A 20,639-nucleotide genomic window follows, 5' to 3' on the forward strand; every position below is an offset into this window, starting at 1 on the left:
GACGGCGATCCCCTGCTTTATCACCAGTATTCTGGCGGGATGTATATCGGGCTGGATCAACCTGAAAATCCCCAAAGCGCAGCGTTGGCGAGTCGGTATTCTCGGCGGCATGTTGTGCGAAACGCTGACCATGATTCTGGTGATTGTCTGGGCGCCGACCACTGAACTGGGGCTGGACATTGTGTCAAAAATCGGGATTCCAATGATCCTCGGCAGCGTCTGTATCGGTTTTATTGTGCTGCTGGTGCAAAGCGTTGAGGGCGAAAAGGAGGCCAGCGCCGCGCGGCAAGCCAAGCTGGCGCTGGATATCGCCAACAAAACGCTGCCGCTGTTTCGCCATGTCAATAGCGAGTCATTACGCAAGGTCTGCGAAATTATCCGCGATGACATTCACGCCGATGCGGTAGCAATCACCAATACCGATCATGTGCTGGCCTACGTTGGCGTGGGTGAACATAACTATCAGAATGGTGATGACTTTATTAGCCCAACCACACGTCAGGCGATGAATTACGGAAAAATCATCATTAAAAATAATGATGAAGCTCACCGCACACCGGAAATCCACTCAATGCTGGTGATCCCGCTTTGGGAGAAAGGAGTCGTTACCGGGACGCTGAAAATTTACTACTGCCACGCGCATCAGATCACTTCGTCACTACAGGAAATGGCGGTCGGTCTGTCGCAAATCATCTCCACGCAACTGGAAGTTTCTCGCGCCGAGCAGCTGCGTGAAATGGCAAATAAGGCAGAGCTTCGCGCCCTGCAAAGCAAAATTAATCCCCATTTTCTGTTTAACGCTCTGAATGCAATCTCCTCATCAATTCGCCTGAATCCGGATACCGCTCGCCAGCTGATCTTTAATCTGTCGCGTTATCTGCGCTATAACATTGAATTAAAAGACGATGAGCAAATCGATATCAAAAAAGAGCTGTATCAAATCAAGGACTATATCGCCATTGAGCAGGCTCGCTTTGGCGACAAGCTGACTGTTATCTATGATATTGATGAAGAGGTGAATTGCTGTATACCCAGCCTGCTGATCCAGCCGTTGGTGGAGAACGCTATTGTCCACGGTATTCAGCCTTGCAAAGGTAAAGGCGTTGTCACCATCAGCGTTGCAGAGTGCGGTAATCGGGTTCGTATTGCGGTGAGAGATACCGGGCACGGCATCGATCCGAAAGTGATTGAGCGGGTCGAAGCGAACGAAATGCCGGGAAATAAAATTGGCCTGCTGAATGTCCATCATCGCGTGAAGTTATTGTATGGCGAGGGGCTGCATATCCGCCGCCTGGAGCCGGGGACGGAAATTGCGTTTTACATTCCTAACCAACGCACCCCAGTCGCCTCACAGGCTACGTTATTGCTTTGAGCCGGGGTGATATTGTGAAAGTCATCATTGTTGAAGACGAATTCCTGGCACAACAGGAACTGAGCTGGCTGATTAAAGAGCACAGCCAGATGGAGATTGTCGGCACCTTTGACGACGGTCTGGACGTGTTGAAGTTTTTGCAGCATAACCGCGTCGACGCCATTTTTCTGGATATCAATATTCCGTCGCTGGATGGCGTGCTGCTGGCGCAAAACATCAGCCAGTTTGCCCATAAACCGTTTATTGTGTTTATCACCGCGTGGAAAGAACATGCGGTAGAAGCGTTTGAACTGGAGGCGTTTGACTACATTCTCAAACCGTATCAGGAGTCACGCATCACCGGGATGCTGCAAAAACTGGAAGCGGCCTGGCAGCAACAGCAAACCAGCAGTACGCCTGCGGCAACAGTAACGCGTGAGAATGACACCATTAATCTGGTGAAAGATGAGCGAATTATCGTTACGCCAATTAATGATATCTATTACGCCGAAGCGCACGAAAAAATGACCTTTGTCTATACGCGGCGTGAATCCTACGTAATGCCGATGAACATTACCGAATTTTGCAGCAAGCTGCCGCCGTCGCATTTTTTCCGCTGCCATCGCTCGTTTTGTGTCAATCTGAACAAAATACGCGAAATCGAACCGTGGTTTAATAACACCTACATTCTGCGACTGAAAGATCTGGATTTTGAAGTGCCGGTCAGCCGCAGCAAAGTTAAAGAATTCCGCCAGTTAATGCATCTGTAATCGGGAACTTTCATGAAAGCAACAGGCTTGCCCGCCGATCAACAATTTTTCGCCGATCTGTTCAGCGGCCTGGTGCTTAACCCGCAACTACTGGGGCGCGTCTGGTTTGCCAGTCAGCCCGCCACGTTGCCGGTGGGCAGTTTGTGTATTGATTTTCCCCGTCTGGATATTGTGCTGCGCGGCGAATACGGCAACCTGCTGGAAGCAAAGCAGCAGCACATGGTGGAAGGAGAAATGCTGTTTATTCCGGCGCGCGCGGCTAATTTACCAGTGAACAAAAAACCGGTGATGCTGTTAAGCCTGGTGTTCGCGCCGACCTGGCTGGGGTTATCGTTTTACGATAGCCGCACCACGTCGTTGTTACATCCGGTTCGCCAGCTCCAGCTTCCCAGCCTGCAACGTGGCGAAGGTGAAGCGATGCTTACTGCCCTCACCCATCTCAGCCGTTCGCCGCTGGAGCAGAATATCATTCAGCCGCTGGTGTTAAGTTTGCTGCATCTTTGCCGAAATGTGGTGAACATGCCGCCGGGCAATTCACAGCCGCGCGGCGATTTTCTCTATCACAGCATTTGTAACTGGGTTCAGGATAACTACGCCCAGCCGCTCACCCGCGAGAGCGTGGCGCAGTTTTTTAATATCACGCCCAATCATCTGTCAAAACTGTTTGCGCAGCATGGGACGATGCGTTTTATCGAATATGTGCGTTGGGTGCGAATGGCAAAGGCGAGGATGATTTTGCAGAAATATCATCTGTCGATTCATGAAGTGGCACAGCGTTGCGGCTTTCCAGACAGCGACTATTTTTGTCGCGTCTTCCGGCATCAGTTTGGCCTGACGCCGGGAGAGTACAGCGCCCGTTTTCAGGGCTAACTTTAGAAGGTTAATTCTGTTTCCAGCAGCGTCAGGATGCTTTGTGCATCTTGCGCGGCGAACAGCGACTGGCGGAAGTTTTTATTCACCAGTTTGCGCGCCAGCTGCGAGAAGACTTTCACATGATTCATCCCTTCGCTAGCGCCCAGCGTCAGCATAATCACCAGCTCGACTTCGCCCATTTCTGACTGCCAGTCAATCGGTTTCACCAGCCGGGCAATGCTGATACTGGAATGGCGGATCCACTGAGATTTAGTGTGCGGGATCGCCACGCCAAAACCAACGCCAGTGGTGACAATCTCTTCCCGCTGCCAGACATCTTCTTCCAGCTCGAACGGATGTTCAGTGCGCCCGTTAACGCCGAGGTTGCCGCACAGGAACTGAATCGCCTGTTCTTTATTGCTAAGGGACTGATCAACAAAAATATTCTCCAGCGCCAGCAGCGGACGAACGTCTTCTTCCGGCGTAAACGCGGTGAGTAACGCTTCAATTTCCTGCGCGCTGCGACATTCACACGCCTGACGTGCCAGTTCCCGACACGCCTCGCTATCCAGTTGACGCAACTGGCTTTTCACCGCCGGAATGCGTGGGCTACTCATGCTTAACTCATCCAGACCCAGCCCAAGCAGTAGCGGCAGATAACGGCTTTCACCACCCAGCTCACCGCAAATGCCGACCCATTTTCCCCGCTGATGCGCAGTGGTCACTATCTGCTGCAACATGCGCAGGAAAGATGGCGTAATCGGGTTATACAGCGGCGATACGCGCGGGTTATTACGATCGACCGCATACAGATACTGGGTCATATCGTTGGAGCCGATACTGAAGAAATCGACCTCATCGCAGAAGTGATCGATGATGTAGCACACCGACGGCACTTCCACCATGATACCCAGCGTAATCGTCTCTGCATGACGCAGGCCATCGCGCTTAAGCTCAACGATCGCTTTTTGGATCTCGCCCTTCCCCCATAAGATCTGATCGAGGCTGTGGACCATCGGGATCATCAACTGGGCGTTGCCGAAACTGGCGGCGCGCAAAATGGCCCGCAGTTGAGTGCGGAACAGGCCAGCAAATTCCGGGTAAATACGTACCGCGCGATAGCCGAGGAACGGGTTCTCTTCCTGGGGAATGTTGAGGTAAGGAATGCTTTTATCGCCGCCGATGTCCATCGTGCGGAAGATAATCGGCTTGTCGCCCGCCGCCAGTAGCACTTGCTGGTAGGCTTCAAACTGCTCCTGTTCGTCCGGCGCGCTGTCGCGATCCATATACAACATTTCGGTACGGAACAGCCCGACGCCTTCCGCGCCGTTGGCAAACGCGCCTGGTGCTTCCAGAGCGGTGCCAATATTCGCGGCAATATCGATACGCTTGTTATCACGGGAATAGGCCAGCTGCGCGGCGGCCTGCGCCTGTTGCTGCTGACGTTTATCCGCCAGCGTCTGCGCGACCTGGTAATAACCGCTCACCGCGTCATCAGGATTGATCGCCAGCACGCCGCACTGGGCGTCAAGCACCGCCGGTTGCCCGGCATAACGGGCTATCGCATCCAGCGGCAGGCCGCTCAGTACCGGGATCGCCGAAGCTCGCGCCAGAATCAGGGTATGCGAGGTGCGCCCGGTTTTCTCCAGAATCATGCCTGCGAGATTTTTTAAATCGAGGCTCAAAAACTGGCTTGGGGTTAAATCTTCTGCGACCAGAATGGTCGGTTTTTCAAGCAGCAGATTATTGCGCGGTTTCAACTCCGGCCAGGTGATATGCAGCAACTGTTCGCTGATATCACGAATATCACTAACTCGCTCACGCAGATAATCGCTGGCAGAAGCAGAAAGTTTGTCGCAAACCTGCTCCATATTGCTGACGATCGCCGCCCCCAGCCCCTGATGTTGTTCAGCCATCAGACGACGGATATTCCCCGCAAACTCTTCATCCTGAATCAGCGACAAATGGGCGCTAAGAATGGTTTTACTTTCGCCGTCACGCTCACGTAGTTGCTGGTTCAGTTGCTCGGCAAGCGTTGCCAGGCTGTGTTCCAGGCGAGTGGAGTCTTGCGCACTGGCAGGGATCGCCCGATAACTGTCGAGGCTGTCGCTCTGCAACAACGTTAACGAACCAACGCCGACGCCGCTCGCCAGCACGTTACCGTACAGCAAATCAGGGTTAAGGCGACTTAATGAACGCGGCAGCGGATGCGCCGTCAGTTCTGCCTGCGTCGGCTGTACGCTGTCGCTATCGATAAAGTGCACCTGGATATACTCTTCGAGTACGCGTCGCGCCTGCTCTTCATCACTGCCGCTAATGTTCAGGCTGCAACTGTCATTAAATAAGGTGCCGGTGCCAATCAGCGCCAGTGAACTTTTGGCATCGGCCTTGGCGTTCTGCCGATGGTTGATGAAGATCACTTCACTTTGCCACTGACTGCACTGTTCTTTAAGTTCCCACGCCGGACGGGCATGAAGGCCGTTAGGCAAAGGACAGAGAAATTGAATCGATAACATAACCGCTCCGGGTTAATCAGGAGATCATCTGAAATCCGTCAGTTGAACAACCGTCTCACGGGTAAGACGTTGAATAAGGGCAGATAAAAGTTGCTGCATCTGCAAAATGTCGCGGCAATCGGCAATCGATGCGGCGCAATGTCCGTGGCGGGTGGCTGGCCCCATCACCACCGTGGGCACGCCGGTGCCGGTTAAATGCACCGCTCCGCCATCTGTGCCGCCGTTGCTGAACATATCGGCCTGCAACGGCACACCAATTTCTGCCGCCACGGTTTCAATCCAGGCGGTGAGTTTTGGTGGTGCAATCAGCGATTTATCGCTTAACACCAGCATCGGGCCGTTACCAATCTGGCGATGGTTAGCCGCGCCATAATCAAAGTTTTTCGCCCAGCAGGCGGTATCCAGCACAATCGCAACGTCTGGTGAAACCGCGCGGGTAGCGGTTTGCCCGCCGCGTAATCCCACCTCTTCGCTGGAACTTGCCACCAGCCACACTTCCGCAGGCAGTTCGGCGTCGTGCAGTTCGCGCAGTAAGGTCACTAACAGGTAGCAACCGAGACGATCGTCAAAAGCTTTACCCATCACCCGCTGGTGAGGGAGAACCTGAAAAGTGGTATCAAACGTGACGCGATCGCCTGGACGAATTCCCGCCTGTATCACTTCGTCATACGAACGCGCACCAATGTCTACGCGCATGGCGCTGACGTCATTCCCCTGCCTCTCGCCGTCAAGCAGGCCAGGTATTTTGCACTCTTCACGGGTGGTGATGGCACCGGCTGCAACTGGCGGGCAGCCATGCGCACGTTGCCAACCGGCAACACATCGATCGCGCCTTCGCGGGAGATGCTACGCACCATAAACCCCACTTCATCCATATGGGCGCAAATCATCACCTTCGGTCCCGTCGATTCATTCAGGCGGATCAGCACCGATCCCAGACCGTCAAATCGCACTTCTTTTTGCAGGCGATCCGCTTCTTCCAGCAGGATCTGCCGCACTTCCTGTTCCGAGGAGGCGATCGCATCGGCCTCGCTCAACGCTTTTAATAGCGATAAATCCATTATGCCTCTCCCGTGAGCAACACTGTTTTCGGCATGGCGTAGAGCACTTCTGCGCCTTGCGGGGTGACCAGCACAACATCCTCGATGCGCACGCCCCCTTGCCCTGGCAAATAAATCCCCGGCTCCACGGTCAGTAACATGCCTGGCTGTAGCGTCGTGGTATCCCGCGGTGAAAAGCGCGGATCTTCGTGTACTTCAATGCCAATAGCATGACCAGTGTTGTGACCAAAATAGTCGCCAAATCCTGCCTCGGTAATCACCCGACGCGCGGCGTCGTCAACCTGCTGGCAGCGCACGCCGGGGCGAATTGCAGAGATTGCTGCGAGCTGTGCCTGCAAAACAATCTGATAGACGTTAAACAGCGGATGAGATTCGGCGCTCACCCCTTCGCCATTCACCAGCAAGGTGCGCGTCATATCAGAGCAGTAGCCCTGATACAGCGCACCGAAATCGAGAGTGACAAACTCGCCCGCAGCAACAATCTTGTCGCTGGCTTTACCGTGCGGTAGCGCCCCACGCCAGCCACTGGCGACAATGGTGTCAAAGGAGGCTTTTTCTGCTCCCTGCTGGCGCATAAACCACTCCAGTTCAGCAGCTATCTCGCATTCGCTCATCCCCGCCTGAATAAAGCGGCGAATATGCTCTGCACCACGATCGGCAATCCCACAGGCGAGACGGATTTTCTCCACCTCCTCTGGCATTTTGATTTGCCGCAGCACATCCGACGTGGCGCTGACCAGCTTTGCATTAAGTTCAGCCTGCCAGCGGTGCGCGGTTTCCCAACTCACCTGCTGGCCTTCAAAACCGAGCGTTTGCAGCTGTTCATCGGCAATGATTTGATTGACGATGGTTGCCAGCGTGTGCGTCGCGTCAAGCAAATGTAGCTGGTAGCCTTGCGCACGAGCTTCCACCTCCACGTAATAGCGCGAATCCACCAGAATGTGCGCGCTCTCACGGCTAATCACCACATAGCCTGATCCGGTGGAGATCCCCAGATGCGGCTGTTTGTTCTGTCGTGAGGAGAGAAGCACCGCATCCAGTTGTTGCGCCTTAAGCCAGTCACGCAGCGAAGCGAGTAATGTCATCTGAATTTTCCTTCTTACAGGCTATCGATTAACAATTTGCCTTTGCGGAACATCATCAGACGCAGGAACACCACCATCAGCGCGGTAATGATTGCCCCCAGCGCGATCCCCGCCATGTAGACGCCCAGATTAGTCACCAGCGGCCACGCCCAGATTGCTGATTCAGGGAACCATTGCACTGCACCCAACCAGACAGCGGCGGTGGAGCCGACAATCGCACCGACCATATAGGACGGAATTGCGGTGATGGGGCTTTCCAGCGCAAACGGAATCGCACCTTCACTGATCCCCATAAACGCCAGGAACATCGCGGTTTTACCCTGCGGATAAAGCTGGGCGTTAAACAGGCGTTTGCCGGTTAAACGACGGTCGATAATAGTCGCCAGACCCAGACCAATCGGCGGAATAACGATAGCGATAGAACGCGCGGTAACCGGTAATACGTGGTCAGTGGTAAAGCTGAAAGCAACGAAACCTGCTGCTTTGTTGATTGGGCCACCGAGGTCGATTGCGGTCGCTGCTGCGATACCCATCGCATACATCAGCGCCCCCTTCTCTCCTGCGGCGGTCAATACGGCACGGATCCCACCGTTGATCCAACCGCCAAATGGGGTGATGACGTAATACATCGCCAGCATGACAAAAATGGCGGAAAGAATCGGTAGCAAAAATGTGGTTTTGAACGCTAACAGGAAATCCGGTAACTGGATTTTCTGGTTCATCCACTTCACGAGATAACCCGCAACGATGGAAATAATCAGTGCACCAATGAAGGTAGACGGCACTGGTGAAGAGGTCGCCCACTGCATAGTACTGGGATCAAAGTTCAGCAGTTGCGTTGGCTGGGTAGACATCAACCCGCCGATAAACCCAGCCGGGAACGCCAGTTTGCCGCCGATAGAGTTCGCCACAAAAGCGGCAAACATCGGAATGGCAAAACCAAACAACACGCCGCCGAAGGACTGCGACAGCCAAGCAAATTTCAGTAAGGAGAGGTCGAAACCGGAAAATTTCCCGCTATTAAGTGCATCCATAATGCCAATGTCAGCGGGAATTTTTAGCCAGCTATAAGCAATCAGCTGGCTGAAAGCGAGGATCACGCCGCCCATAATTAAGGTCGGCACCATGCGTGAAATCCCTGACATCACATGCTGCGGAAGTTCACCCCAGAAGCTGCTTTTAGAGGCCTGCGGATTCTTAATTGCCGCTGCCGCACCGGATGCGCCAGGCACAACGGTTGCACTGCGTTTTTTAATGGCCATAACAATTATCCCTGTCGAAAATTACGGTTGTTCAGCGGCAATCATCTCTTCGATTTCTTTGATGATGCCCGCAGCGTTTTTAATTGCGTCCTGCAAAGTGATTTCATAAACGTCGCGGGATTCGAAACGTTCGTTATCTTCCGGGGTAACAGCTACGGAGTGGATGATGATGGTTGCTTCGGCGATATCCTGCGCCGTCAGGCGATTCTGGATGCCGTCTGCGCCCTGGGTTTCAATCTTCACTTCATAGCCAGCTTCCACTGCGGCCTCTTCCAGCGCCTGAGCCGCCATAAAAGTGTGCGCAAGGCCCATCGGGCAGGCACATAAGGCAATCAGTTTCTTACTCATCGTTATTTCCTCGTTCGTTTATAGTTAACGAGTGAAATTATGAACGTGCAAAACAAATTGCCGTTACCAGACAAATAATGCATTTACTGGAGAATTAATCCCGTAGTGCGGAAGTGTGACGCAGGTCGGCCTTGTGATGAAACACAAAGAAAAATTGAACTAACCGCATGATTTAAAAGGTTATCGGGAGAGTTGCCTCCCGATATGGCAGGAAGGATTTACAGGACGTACCCTAAGGTCTGGCGTAAATGTGCGCCTGAGCCGAGAAGACCCGGATTGTCATGGACGATGAGATAAGCCGGAATATCATGGACATATTCTTTAAAGCGGCCTTTGTCTTCAAAAGCGGCACGGAAACCAGAGGCTTTGAAGAACTCAAGGAAACGCGGCACCATACCGCCCGCAATAAACACGCCGCCAAATGTGCCGAGATTGAGCGCCAGATTGCCGCCAAAACGGCCCATAATCACGCAAAACAGCGACAACGCGCGGCGGCAATCGGTACAACTGTCGGCCAGCGCGCGTTCGGTAATATCTTTTGGCTTGAGATTTTCTGGCAGGCGGTTGTCGGCTTTCACAATCGCGCGGTACAAATTCACCAGGCCTGGTCCAGAGAGCACGCGTTCAGCAGAGACATGGCCTATTTCAGCACGCAGTATTTCGAGAATAATGGCCTCTTCTTCGCTGTTTGGCGCAAAATCAACGTGACCGCCTTCGCCTGGCAGGCTTACCCAGCGTTTATCGACATGAACCAAATGCGCCACTCCCAGCCCTGTTCCGGCACCGTAAACCGCGATAGGTTTACCTTCAACCGGTTCCTTACCACCAAACTGGATCAGATGCTCTTTTTTCAGCATCGGGATCGCCATCGATACAGCGGTAAAATCGTTAATAATTTCCAGATGGCTAAAACCGAGATTCTTTTTCATTTCGGCAATTGAGAACGCCCAGGTATGGTTGGTCATTGCCACCCAGTCACCGGTAATTGGGCAAGCGATGGCAATACAACCGTCTTTCACCTCGACCTTATGTTCTTCGAGATAAACGCGGATAACCGCTTCCAGGCTGGGATAATCAAGCCCAGAATAGGTTTTAGCCTGCGAGATTTCACCACTGGCAATATCACACAGAGCAAGACGTGCGTTGGTGCCGCCCACATCACCGACTAATGCATACTTTGTCATTCTTCTACTGCTCCGCTAAAGTCAAAATAATTCTTTCTCACACTGTAAATACCTGGGAGCCTAACAACAACGCCGGAAAGGCGGGCTCCCTGTAAATATCGATCTGGGTCACACTATTACTTTATCGTTTCAGCACCAATTGCAGCGATGCCTTTATGCAAGCTGGGCAAACTAAGTATCTGACCCCGCATAAGGAATAGAACATGCTCCATTCGCGAGCCAGAACCATGTTGTTATTATCGCTTCCTGCCCTGGCAATTGGGATTGCGTCCAGTCTTATTCTGATTGTGGTGATGAAAATCGCCTCGGTATTACAGAATTTACTCTGGCAACGACTGCCGGGAAGTCTGGGAATAGCCCAGGATTCACCGCTGTGGATCATCGGAATATTAACGTTGACGGGGATCGCAGTGGGACTGGTTATCCGTTTCAGCCAGGGTCATGCCGGACCAGACCCCGCCAGTGAACCGCTGATCGGCGCGCCAGTCTCCCCTTCTGCGCTACCAGGGCTTATCGTAGCATTAATTCTCGGTCTTGCCGGTGGTGTCAGCCTGGGGCCGGAACATCCGATTATGACCGTTAATATCGCCCTCGCGGTGGCGATAGGCGCTCGTCTGTTACCTCGAGTTAACCGGATGGAATGGACTATTTTAGCCTCAGCCGGAACTATTGGTGCGCTATTTGGCACACCTGTTGCGGCGGCGTTGATATTTTCGCAAACCTTAAATGGCAGTAATGAAGTGCCGCTATGGGATCGACTCTTTGCGCCGTTAATGGCAGCGGCGGCTGGTGCGCTGACGACAAGTCTATTTTTCCATCCTCATTTTTCGCTGCCCATTGCGCATTACGGACAGATGCAGATGGCAGACATCATCAGCGGTGCGATTGTAGCGGCGATTGCTATCGCTGCGGGGATGGTCGCCGTATGGTGTCTGCCACGGTTGCACGCAATGATGCATCAGATTAAAAACCCTGTGCTCATGCTCGGGGTTGGCGGGTTTATTCTCGGTATTTTGGGCGTTATTGGTGGGCCGGTTTCACTGTTTAAAGGGCTGGATGAGATGCAGCAAATGGTGATGAATCAGGCTTTCAGCACCAGTGATTACTTTTTACTGGCGGTGATTAAGCTCGCCGCTCTGGTCATTGCCGCCGCCAGCGGGTTTCGTGGCGGGCGAATATTCCCGGCAGTGTTTGTTGGCGTGGCGTTAGGTTTGATGCTACATGAACACGTTCCCGCAGTCCCGGCGGCAATTACTGTCTCCTGCGCTATTCTCGGTATGGTACTGGTGGTAACGCGCGATGGCTGGTTAAGCCTGTTTATGGCGGCGGTCGTTGTACCTGATACCAATCTGCTACCGCTACTTTGTATCGTTATGCTTCCGGCATGGCTATTGCTGGCTGGCAAACCAATGATGATTGTGAATCGCCCGAAGCAGCAACCACCCCACGATAACCTTTAGCAAAAAATGCTCTCCCTCATGATTTAAGAGTTATGGCGATGAAACGGGGCTTTACCTCCCCGTAATATTGCGTTAACAGGCCGCTGACGGCTTCGATCGTGAAGGAGAATAACAATGTTCAGGTCACTGTTTCTGGCGGCCGCCCTGATGGCTTTTACCCCACTTGCGGCAAACGCAGGTGAAATTACCCTACTGCCATCAATCAAATTACAAATTGGCGATCGCGATCACTACGGTAATTACTGGGACGGTGGTCACTGGCGCGACCGTGATTACTGGCACCGTAATTACGAATGGCGTAAAAACCGCTGGTGGCGTCACGATAATGGCTACCACCGTGGCTGGGATAAGCGTAAAGCGTATGAGCGTGGCTATCGTGAAGGCTGGCGCGACCGTGATGATCATCGCGGGAAAGGCCGTGGACACGGACATCGTCATTAAACACATCCACTAATGGAGCACGATGCCTGATGCGACGCTTGTGCGTCTTATCAGGCCTACAGCCCCACTCCATTGAACGCGTAGGGCGGATAAGGCGTTTTACGCCGCATCCGCCTGTGGTGTCTGATGCGACGCCCGTTCAACTACAACCCCAGCGCCGTTCCCACCAACAGCCAGATATTCAGCGCCACTACCAACACCACAATCACCCAGCCAGTCTGTTTTACGCGTTTGCTGTTCACCAGATCGCCCATCAACTTGCTGTCACTGGTGAAAATCAGCAGTGGCACCAGCGCCAGAGCAATACCAAAACTGAGCAGCACCTGACTCATAACCAGAATCCGTGTCGGATCTAATCCCATCAGAATGACAATAAATGACGGCAGCATGGTTACCGTACGGCGTACCCACAGTGGGATATGGAAACGAATAAAACCCTGCATCACCACCTGCCCCGCCAACGTACCCACCACCGTTGAAGAAAGCCCAGCTGCCACCAGGCTTAAACCAAAGACAGTCGCTGCAGCATTGCTTAACAGCGGTTGCAGCGTCAGGTAGGCTTCGTCAAGATCGGCGACACCAGTATGGCCGGAAAAGTGGAACGCGGCAGCAGCCGTTGCCATCATCGCCAGATTGACAAAACCAGCAATAGTCATGGCAATCGCGACATCCCATTTGGTGGCTGAATAACGTTGCTGCCGTGACCCACCATGCAGATGCTGGGTCAGCGAAGAGTGCAAATAAATCACATGCGGCATAATCGTCGCCCCCAGCACACCCGCAGCCAGGAAGACCGCCTCTGAGGTAGGTAAACTCGGGATCACCATTCCTTTACCTAACTGCGCCAGGTTAGGCTGGGAGAAGATCAGCTCAACAATGTAAGCCGCTGCGACAAACAGCAGTAGCCCGCCAATCACTTTCTCCAGCGGTTTTTGCCCGCGACGTTGCAGCATTAAAATCAGGAAGGTTGCGATACCCGTTAATACGGCGCCCTGCAACAGCGAAACCCCAAGAATCAGTTTGAAACCGATAGCCGCGCCAATAAATTCCGCCAGGTCGGTAGCCATCGCAATAATTTCTGCCTGAACCCAATAGAACCAGACGACCGGACGCGGGTAGTGATCGCGAATTTGTTCCGCCAGATTTTTACCGGTGGCAATCCCCAGCTTGGCCGAGAGGATCTGAATCAGCATCGCCATCAGATTAGCCCAGACAACAACCCACAATAGCTTATAGCCGAAGCTGGCACCCGCCTGAATATTGGTCGCAAAGTTGCCGGGATCGATATAACCAATCGCCGCAATGAACGCAGGTCCCATTAATGCGAGCCTCATCTTGCGCGCCGCCCGTCCGCTGCTACTCTCAACGCGATAGTTCGTCATCTTGTTGTGCCTCTAAAACATAGCCTTTGCTATGTTTCATGCTATGTCAAACGAGAATGATTATCAAATTCATTTAAATGGTTGTGATGATTTCTCTGATAGACCAGGATTATGACTACGAAAAGATTGATGGCTTGAATGTTATTTTTATGTTTAATGTTAGCACATTTACATAACTTTCCGCTTCCATACACAACATAGCAGAAATGTAGGACAGCTCACTATTTTTGAAGCTTGTCACAGGACGTCATTATAGTGTGTGTCAGATCTCGTTTTCCTGAATCATGTTGCATAGAATGTGCACGGAAATTTAACCTGCCTCATATTTGGAGCAAATATGGACCGCGTCCTTCATTTTGTACTGGCACTAGCCGTTGTTGCGATTCTCGCATTGCTGGCAAGCAGCGACCGCAAAAAAATTCGTATCCGTTATATTATTCAACTGCTTGTTATCGAAGTATTACTGGCGTGGTTCTTCCTGAACTCTGACGTTGGTCTGGGCTTCGTGAAAGGCTTCTCCGAAATGTTCGAAAAACTGCTCGGATTTGCCAACGAAGGTACTAACTTCGTCTTTGGTAGCATGAATGATCAAGGCCTGGCGTTCTTCTTCCTGAAAGTGCTGTGCCCTATCGTCTTTATTTCTGCGTTGATCGGTATTCTCCAGCACATTCGCGTGCTGCCGGTGATTATCCGCGCGATTGGTTTCCTGCTTTCCAAAGTCAATGGCATGGGCAAACTGGAATCCTTTAACGCCGTCAGCTCCCTGATTTTGGGACAATCCGAGAACTTTATCGCCTATAAAGATATCCTCGGCAAAATCTCCCGTAATCGTATGTACACCATGGCAGCAACAGCGATGTCCACCGTGTCGATGTCCATCGTTGGCGCATACATGACGATGCTGGAGCCGAAATACGTCGTTGCTGCACTGGTACTGAACATGTTCAGCACCTTTATCGTGCTGTCGCTGATCAACCCTTACCGTGTTGACGCCAGCGAAGAAAACATTCAGATGTCCAACCTGCACGAAGGTCAGAGCTTCTTCGAAATGCTGGGTGAATACATTCTGGCAGGTTTCAAAGTTGCCATTATCGTTGCAGCGATGCTGATCGGCTTTATCGCCCTGATCGCCGCATTGAACGCACTGTTTGCCACCGTGACTGGCTGGTTTGGCTACAGCATCTCCTTCCAGGGTATCCTGGGCTACATCTTCTATCCGGTTGCATGGGTAATGGGTGTTCCATCCAACGAAGCACTGCAAGTGGGCAGTATCATGGCGACCAAACTGGTTTCCAACGAGTTCGTTGCGATGATGGATCTGCAGAAAATTGCTTCCACGCTTTCTCCGCGTGCAGAAGGCATCATCTCTGTGTTCCTGGTATCCTTTGCTAACTTCTCTTCTATCGGGATTATCGCGGGCGCGGTTAAAGGTCTGAACGAAGAGCAAGGTAACGTGGTTTCTCGCTTCGGTCTGAAACTGGTTTACGGCTCTACGCTGGTGAGCGTACTTTCTGCGTCAATCGCAGCACTGGTGCTGTAAGTCCAATACATTCATTAAAAAAGCCGGGGAATGTTCCCCGGCTTCAGTTTGTTGACAACGTGTGCTCTGTTTATGCCGGATGCGGCGTAAACGCTTTATCCGGCATACAAAACATCGCAAATTCAATAGATTGTGATTCCCATCCAGGCCTGATAAGCATAGCGCATCAGACAGTTTACTGGTTGTCATCAGCCTCAAATGCCGGGGATAATCCCCCGGCTTTTTTACGCCTGTTAATCAGCTAATGGCTGCGGGCGACCAATCAAATACCCTTGCAGATATTGCACCCCAAGTTTATGCAATAACGCCTGCTGCTGTTGCGTTTCGACAAACTCCGCTACCACGCTTAACGACTTCGCTTTCGCCAGGTCGGTAATTGACCGCACAATCATCGCATCCAGCGTATTAGTCACTATATCTTTCACAAAGACGCCATCAATCTTGATGATATCGGCCTGCAAACGTTTTAATCGCTCGTAGTTGGCATAACCAGTGCCAAAGTCATCAATCGCAATACGGAAGCCAAATTTATGCAGTTGCTCGATGTTGTACATGCTGCTCTCTGCATTTGAAAACGCCTGCTCCTCGGTGATCTCAAGAATGACTGTCTCCGGGGAGATGTGATAACGCTTAAACAGACGAATAATCCGCCCGGCGATATTTTTTTGCAACAGAGTGAGCGGCATTAAATTGACTGAAAAGCGCGGACCTTTATTGTTGGAAGGGTGAGTTGCTAACCACTTCAACAGAGATTCCAGCACCTGCAAATCGAAACGCGCGCTAAGGTTAAACTGGGCGATAAGCGGCAGAAATTTATCCGGCGTCATAATGCCGTCGTCATATTTCAGACGCGCCAGGATCTCATCATAGCCCTGCCCCTCTTTGTTACGAATGGGCTGGGCGTAGAGAAGCAAATCACCATTATCTAACGCCTTACGAATGGTGTTCAGCAACAGTACCTGTTTGGTGGTCTGCCCGGACGCCATCTCCTCTCGATTATCCAACGCCAACACGTGGTGATGAACGCAGGATTGTTCCGCCAGCCAGCTTAACTGCCCCAACATAGGCTGCAGGGTTTCCTGATTGCCATCAAAACGCCCCCAGGCGGCACCATAGCCCATATCCAGACCGGTGTTGTTCCAGTGAATCTGCCGACTATTGAGGATGTTAACCATATGCTGTAGTCGACCTTCCGTTTCCGGCCCGGTCAGTACCAGCAGCAATTCACTGCCCGGCAGTTGATACAACTTTTCGTTTTCCTGCATCAATGGCAGCAAGGTTCGGTAAATTGAGCGGATACAATGAACACGCATCACCAGACCGTAATGACGACTCATAAACTCAAGATTATCAATACGCAGGCAGCAAAAACTCTTTCCCGCCTCCTGCTCCTGCGATTGCTCCAGTGCACGAAAGTTGGGTAATAGCGTTAATGGATCGGTCAGGGCCTGCAAATGCCAGCGGCGATTAAGCCATTCACTTCGATGGTAAATACGCACCATGTAAAGCAGGCAAACGCTAAAGGAAATCAGCACCGCGAGAATAAATGCCAGCGAATATTCAGTTTCGACCCCTTGTAAAAAATTCTGGTTGTAATTCAAGAGGAAAAGAGTCGAAACAGCCCAGGTGAGATTTAAAAACGGATAACGAAGTTTACCAACACCAAGGGTAAAGATGATGAAGAAAACGGGCACCAGGTAACCGGCAATAAAGTCGTTTTCATAAGGCGTACACATCAGAAGTAGCAGTACGCTAAGAGCCGCCAGCCAGCTTAAAGTAAATGCACGTTTCTCTTTGTTCAGCGACGGGGCGATATCCCTGCGCCACAATATCTGCGCAAAGTGGGGGCTTACAATCATGCGAGTGAGATAGTAATAGAGCATGTTGTAAATCAACACTGCCGTGAAAAGGCTAAGTAAATCAACGACCGTGAAAATAGCATCTGCATCGCCGAAAAATGTCGATATCTTTAGCGGGAAATCAAAAAAGCTACCCACCAGATACATGCTGCCTTTGATGCCAATCGGCGTCACTAAACCAAGCCAGAAGAGACGTCGCCAGACGTATCGGGTGGTTAACCCATAACGCCAACGCGTTCCTAACTGCCAGCGTAATATTGCACAGGCACACAGCACTACAAATGTCTGGCTACCGAGCATGACGGCAGTTTGCAAAAATGAGAGATGGAAATTCCACAGATTAGTGCAAAACATCCCGCATAAAACGGGAACAACACCACGCCAGCCAAAGATGAACAATATTGACAGCATTACGCACAGTGGCATCCACGCCAGAAAGATATAGCTGGAGTGGATAACGGCAAGTGGCGAAATAAAACGGGATAGCTGAATAAGTACCACGGTGAGCGTAAACGCCAGTGTGAATATCTTGATATTTTTTATCAGATTATGCTCCACAAACATGAGTAGACTACTCTCACTGATCGGGGTTTTCAGGCACCCAAATAATAAGTTTATTCGCATCGCGAAGCAAACAGGAGTCGGCCTGTTGCCGCTTTTTCATCCAATGATGCTTTCACCAGGCGGCACTAACCCGGGCGTAGACTGTATTACAAAAGCGGCAAAAATCAGAGACAAAAAACCCCCGCTTCACAGCGAGGGTTTGAAATTTGGTGGAGCTAAGCGGGATCGAACCGCTGACCTCTTGCATGCCATGCAAGCGCTCTCCCAGCTGAGCTATAGCCCCACGATGCGTTTACGTACCAAATTTGCTGGGTGCAAAATTTGGTGGAGCTAAGCGGGATCGAACCGCTGACCTCTTGCATGCCATGCAAGCGCTCTCCCAGCTGAGCTATAGCCCCATCACGTAAAGCTTGTCGAGTTGACGGGCGGCATCATATGAATTCCGTCCGAATGTGTCAACGGCAAATTGCAGCGCCTTGTTTCAATCGCTGAAAAATCAGGCAAATGAACATTTTTGGATTACGCCTCGCATTCAGTAGTTATTCATGTCACGGTTTCATGTAAATTGATGCTATAAAATGAACACTTAATAGACCCACAACTATTCAGGGAATTGTTATGTTCAAGGAGAGGATGACGCCAGATGAACTTGCCAGACTGACCGGTTATAGCCGGCAGACCATTAATAAATGGGTACGCAAGGAAGGCTGGACGACATCACCAAAACCGGGCGTCCAGGGGGGCAAGGCTCGACTGGTACACGTCAATGAACAGGTTCGTGAATATATTCGCAATGCAGAACGCCCGGAGGGTCAGGGAGAAATACCCGCCCTGTCTGGCGATGCACCGCTTGAAGTGCTGTTAGCTACGCTGGCGAAAGAGATGACGCCGGCTGAACAAAAGCAGTTTACATCATTGCTTCTGCGGGAAGGGATTATCGGGTTATTACAACGCTTAGGGATTCGCAACAGCAAATAATATGAAAAGATTACGCAATAAAATGACCACCGAAGAACTGGCGGAATGCCTCGGTGTGGCGAAACAAACAGTTAACCGCTGGATTAGAGAAAAAGGCTGGAAAACAGAAAAATTTCCCGGAGTGAAAGGTGGTCGAGCCAGACTTATTCTACTGGACACACATGTTTGCGAATTTATTCAAAACACGCCTGCCTTCCATAATACGCCAATGCTTCTCGAGGCCGAAGAATCCCTTGCTGAATACGCGCCGGGTATGCGCACTCCGGCTTATCGGCAAATAATCAGCGCAATAGACAATATGACTCACAGTGAGCAGGAAAAAGTTGCGCAATTTTTATCGCGTGAAGGGATTCGTAATTTCCTTGCCCGTCTCGACATTGACGAATCAGCATAAATAAAAAACGGCAGGATACTATCTCCTGCCGTTTATCTTTTATACGCTAATTACTGCTGGCTTTCGCGTTCAGCAATAAAAGCCAGAGCTTTGTTGATGCGCTCGATGCTACGAGCTTTGCCGATCGCGTGAACGGTAACATCCAGTGCCGGCGACTGCCCCGCACCAGTGACAGCGACACGCAGCGGCATACCGACTTTGCCCATCCCCACTTCCAGCTCGTCCGCCGTCGTCTGAATAGCGTGGTGAACGTTTTCAGCTGTCCAATCAGTAATAGCTGCCAGTTTGTCGCGAACCACTTCCAGCGGCTGACGCGCTACCGGGCGCAGATGTTTTTTCGCTGCATCGGCATCGAACTCAGCAAAATCTTCGTAGAAGTAACGGCAGCTCTGTGCCATTTCTTTCAGAGTTTTGCAGCGTTCTCCCAGCAGTTTAACCAGATCCGCCAGCTGCGGGCCGTTGCGGGTATCGATATTTTCCTGCTCGATGTGCCACTGTAAATGGGTAGCAACATACTCCGGCGGCAGCGTGTTAATGTAGTGGTGGTTTAACCACAGCAGCTTGTCGGTATTGAACGCGCTGGCAGATTTGCTGACGGCATTCAGGGTGAAATATTTGATCATCTCTTCACGGGTGAAGATTTCCTGATCGCCATGGGACCAGCCCAGACGCACCAGATAGTTCAGCAATGCTTCCGGCAGATAGCCGTCGTCGCGATACTGCATTACGCTGACCGCACCGTGACGTTTGGACAGTTTTTTACCGTCATCGCCGTTGATCATAGAAACGTGCGCGTAAACCGGCACTGGTGCTTTCAGGGCTTTCAGAATGTTGATCTGGCGCGGCGTGTTGTTGATATGGTCTTCACCACGGATAACATGGGTGATTTCCATATCCCAGTCATCGACAACTACACAGAAGTTATAGGTCGGAGAACCATCGGTACGGCGGATAATCAGATCATCCAGCTCCTGGTTGCTGAACTCGATCGGACCACGGATCTGATCGTCAAAAACCACAGAACCTTCTTGCGGATTAGCAAAACGTACGACACACGGTTCATCAGCATGATGCTCATGGCTGTGGCGGCAGCGACCGTCATAACGCGGCTTCTCACCTTTCGCCATTTGCTCTTCACGCAGTGCTTCCAGACGCTCTTTAGAGCAATAGCATTTATAGGCCGTGCCCTCTTCCAGCATCTGATCGATAACTGCGTTATAGCGATCAAAACGTTTGGTCTGATAGTACGGACCTTCATCCCACTCCAGACTCAGCCAGTTCATACCATCCATAATGGCTTCGATAGCTTCCGGCGTAGAACGCTCAAGATCGGTGTCTTCAATACGCAGCACGAACTCACCGCCGTGGTTACGTGCAAAAAGCCAGGAGTAAAGAGCAGTACGCGCGCCGCCAACGTGCAGATAGCCTGTTGGGCTTGGCGCGAAGCGAGTTTTGATTTTCATGAAATGGCCTTACGTTTAGAAAGATGCCGACAACCGGCAAATCCTGGAAAATTGAGTGGGCGATATTCTATCACTCCAGCCTGATTCCTCAATGTAGTTCGGGTTGCTACATGATGCATTATTGTTTTC

The 20,639-nt window shown here is 51.5% G+C and carries 17 protein-coding genes, 2 tRNA genes and 1 pseudogene; 8 read left to right on the forward strand and 12 right to left on the reverse strand.

Annotated features, from left to right (window positions below; all coding sequences use genetic code 11):
• The 3 genes from ypdA to A7589_RS04750 all read left to right on the forward strand — a co-directional run.
• On the forward strand, positions 1–1,372 hold a 1,372-nt coding region (gene ypdA, locus A7589_RS04740), incomplete at its 5' end, for a two-component system sensor histidine kinase YpdA (RefSeq protein WP_108188746.1).
• A gap of 14 nt (positions 1,373–1,386) precedes the next feature.
• On the forward strand, positions 1,387–2,121 hold the full coding sequence (gene ypdB / locus A7589_RS04745) for a two-component system response regulator YpdB (protein ID WP_001295458.1): 735 nt from the start codon (positions 1,387–1,389) through the stop codon (positions 2,119–2,121).
• A 12-nt stretch (positions 2,122–2,133) separates the two neighbouring features.
• Complete coding sequence (locus A7589_RS04750) at positions 2,134–2,991, forward strand: AraC family transcriptional regulator (RefSeq protein WP_105282817.1); 858 nt, start codon at positions 2,134–2,136, stop codon at positions 2,989–2,991.
• Positions 2,992–2,993: 2 nt separating this feature from the next.
• On the opposite strand, the gene ptsP is transcribed toward A7589_RS04750, so the two are convergent.
• The 6 genes and pseudogenes from ptsP to glk all read right to left on the reverse strand — a co-directional run bounded on the left by ptsP (position 2,994) and on the right by glk (position 10,429).
• Positions 2,994–5,489, reverse strand: a complete 2,496-nt coding sequence (gene ptsP, locus A7589_RS04755) for a phosphoenolpyruvate--protein phosphotransferase (RefSeq protein ID WP_000949095.1) — start codon at positions 5,487–5,489, stop codon at positions 2,994–2,996.
• A gap of 24 nt (positions 5,490–5,513) precedes the next feature.
• Positions 5,514–6,550 (reverse strand): annotated as a pseudogene (gene ypdE, locus A7589_RS04760) (aminopeptidase).
• Positions 6,550–7,635, reverse strand: a complete 1,086-nt coding sequence (gene ypdF, locus A7589_RS04765) for an aminopeptidase (protein WP_000173277.1) — start codon at positions 7,633–7,635, stop codon at positions 6,550–6,552. The pseudogene ypdE and the gene ypdF overlap by 1 nt, the downstream one beginning before the upstream one ends.
• Before the next feature lie 14 nt (positions 7,636–7,649).
• Positions 7,650–8,897, reverse strand: coding sequence for a PTS fructose transporter subunit IIC (locus A7589_RS04770; RefSeq protein ID WP_000985310.1), 1,248 nt, complete (start codon positions 8,895–8,897; stop codon positions 7,650–7,652).
• 21 nt (positions 8,898–8,918) lie between these two features.
• The gene (locus tag A7589_RS04775) at positions 8,919–9,245 is read right to left on the reverse strand and encodes a PTS fructose transporter subunit IIB (protein WP_000038454.1); all 327 of its coding nucleotides are present in this window, start codon (positions 9,243–9,245) and stop codon (positions 8,919–8,921) included.
• Positions 9,246–9,463: 218 nt separating this feature from the next.
• On the reverse strand, positions 9,464–10,429 hold the full coding sequence (gene glk, locus A7589_RS04780; RefSeq protein WP_000170359.1) for a glucokinase: 966 nt from the start codon (positions 10,427–10,429) through the stop codon (positions 9,464–9,466).
• A gap of 203 nt (positions 10,430–10,632) precedes the next feature.
• On the opposite strand from glk, the gene A7589_RS04785 reads away from it, so the two are divergent.
• Together A7589_RS04785 and ypeC are read left to right on the forward strand one after the other, a co-directional pair.
• A complete protein-coding gene (locus A7589_RS04785; RefSeq protein ID WP_000903273.1) occupies positions 10,633–11,889 on the forward strand; it encodes an ion channel protein in 1,257 nt (418 codons plus the stop codon).
• 114 nt (positions 11,890–12,003) lie between these two features.
• The gene (gene ypeC, locus A7589_RS04790; RefSeq protein ID WP_000490072.1) at positions 12,004–12,330 is read left to right on the forward strand and encodes a DUF2502 domain-containing protein YpeC; all 327 of its coding nucleotides are present in this window, start codon (positions 12,004–12,006) and stop codon (positions 12,328–12,330) included.
• Between the two features lie 143 nt (positions 12,331–12,473).
• Here ypeC and A7589_RS04795 read toward each other — a convergent pair whose 3' ends face one another.
• Positions 12,474–13,712: an Nramp family divalent metal transporter gene (locus A7589_RS04795; RefSeq protein ID WP_000186355.1), complete on the reverse strand. Its 1,239-nt coding sequence runs from the start codon at positions 13,710–13,712 to the stop codon at positions 12,474–12,476.
• On the reverse strand, positions 13,693–13,752 hold the full coding sequence (locus A7589_RS23655) for a hypothetical protein (RefSeq protein WP_423779531.1): 60 nt from the start codon (positions 13,750–13,752) through the stop codon (positions 13,693–13,695). Before A7589_RS23655 ends, A7589_RS04795 begins: the two co-directional genes overlap by 20 nt.
• A 297-nt stretch (positions 13,753–14,049) precedes the next feature.
• On the opposite strand from A7589_RS23655, the gene nupC reads away from it, so the two are divergent.
• Positions 14,050–15,252 carry a nucleoside permease NupC gene (gene nupC, locus A7589_RS04800; protein WP_010351048.1) on the forward strand — a complete coding sequence of 401 codons (1,203 nt, stop codon included), beginning with the start codon at positions 14,050–14,052 and terminating at the stop codon, positions 15,250–15,252.
• A 233-nt stretch (positions 15,253–15,485) separates the two neighbouring features.
• Here nupC and A7589_RS04805 read toward each other — a convergent pair whose 3' ends face one another.
• The 3 genes from A7589_RS04805 to A7589_RS04815 form a co-directional block, all read right to left on the reverse strand.
• Positions 15,486–17,675 (reverse strand): bifunctional diguanylate cyclase/phosphodiesterase, encoded by a 2,190-nt coding sequence (locus tag A7589_RS04805; protein ID WP_010351047.1) that lies wholly within the window; start codon positions 17,673–17,675, stop codon positions 15,486–15,488.
• Between the two features lie 207 nt (positions 17,676–17,882).
• A tRNA-Ala gene (locus tag A7589_RS04810) sits at positions 17,883–17,958 on the reverse strand.
• Between the two features lie 39 nt (positions 17,959–17,997).
• Positions 17,998–18,073 (reverse strand) — tRNA-Ala (locus A7589_RS04815).
• Positions 18,074–18,293: 220 nt separating this feature from the next.
• Between A7589_RS04815 and A7589_RS04820 the strand changes: the two genes are divergently transcribed.
• Complete coding sequence (locus A7589_RS04820; RefSeq protein WP_000472025.1) at positions 18,294–18,653, forward strand: YfeC-like transcriptional regulator; 360 nt, start codon at positions 18,294–18,296, stop codon at positions 18,651–18,653.
• Between the two features lies 1 nt (position 18,654).
• Positions 18,655–19,047, forward strand: coding sequence for a MerR family transcriptional regulator (locus tag A7589_RS04825; RefSeq protein ID WP_000826491.1), 393 nt, complete (start codon positions 18,655–18,657; stop codon positions 19,045–19,047).
• A gap of 50 nt (positions 19,048–19,097) precedes the next feature.
• Here A7589_RS04825 and gltX read toward each other — a convergent pair whose 3' ends face one another.
• Positions 19,098–20,510, reverse strand: coding sequence for a glutamate--tRNA ligase (gltX, locus tag A7589_RS04830; RefSeq protein WP_000695677.1), 1,413 nt, complete (start codon positions 20,508–20,510; stop codon positions 19,098–19,100).
• Positions 20,511–20,639 lie beyond the last annotated feature (129 nt).

This window comes from Escherichia sp. MOD1-EC6475 (assembly GCF_003046645.1).
Lineage (GTDB): Bacteria > Pseudomonadota > Gammaproteobacteria > Enterobacterales > Enterobacteriaceae > Escherichia > Escherichia ruysiae.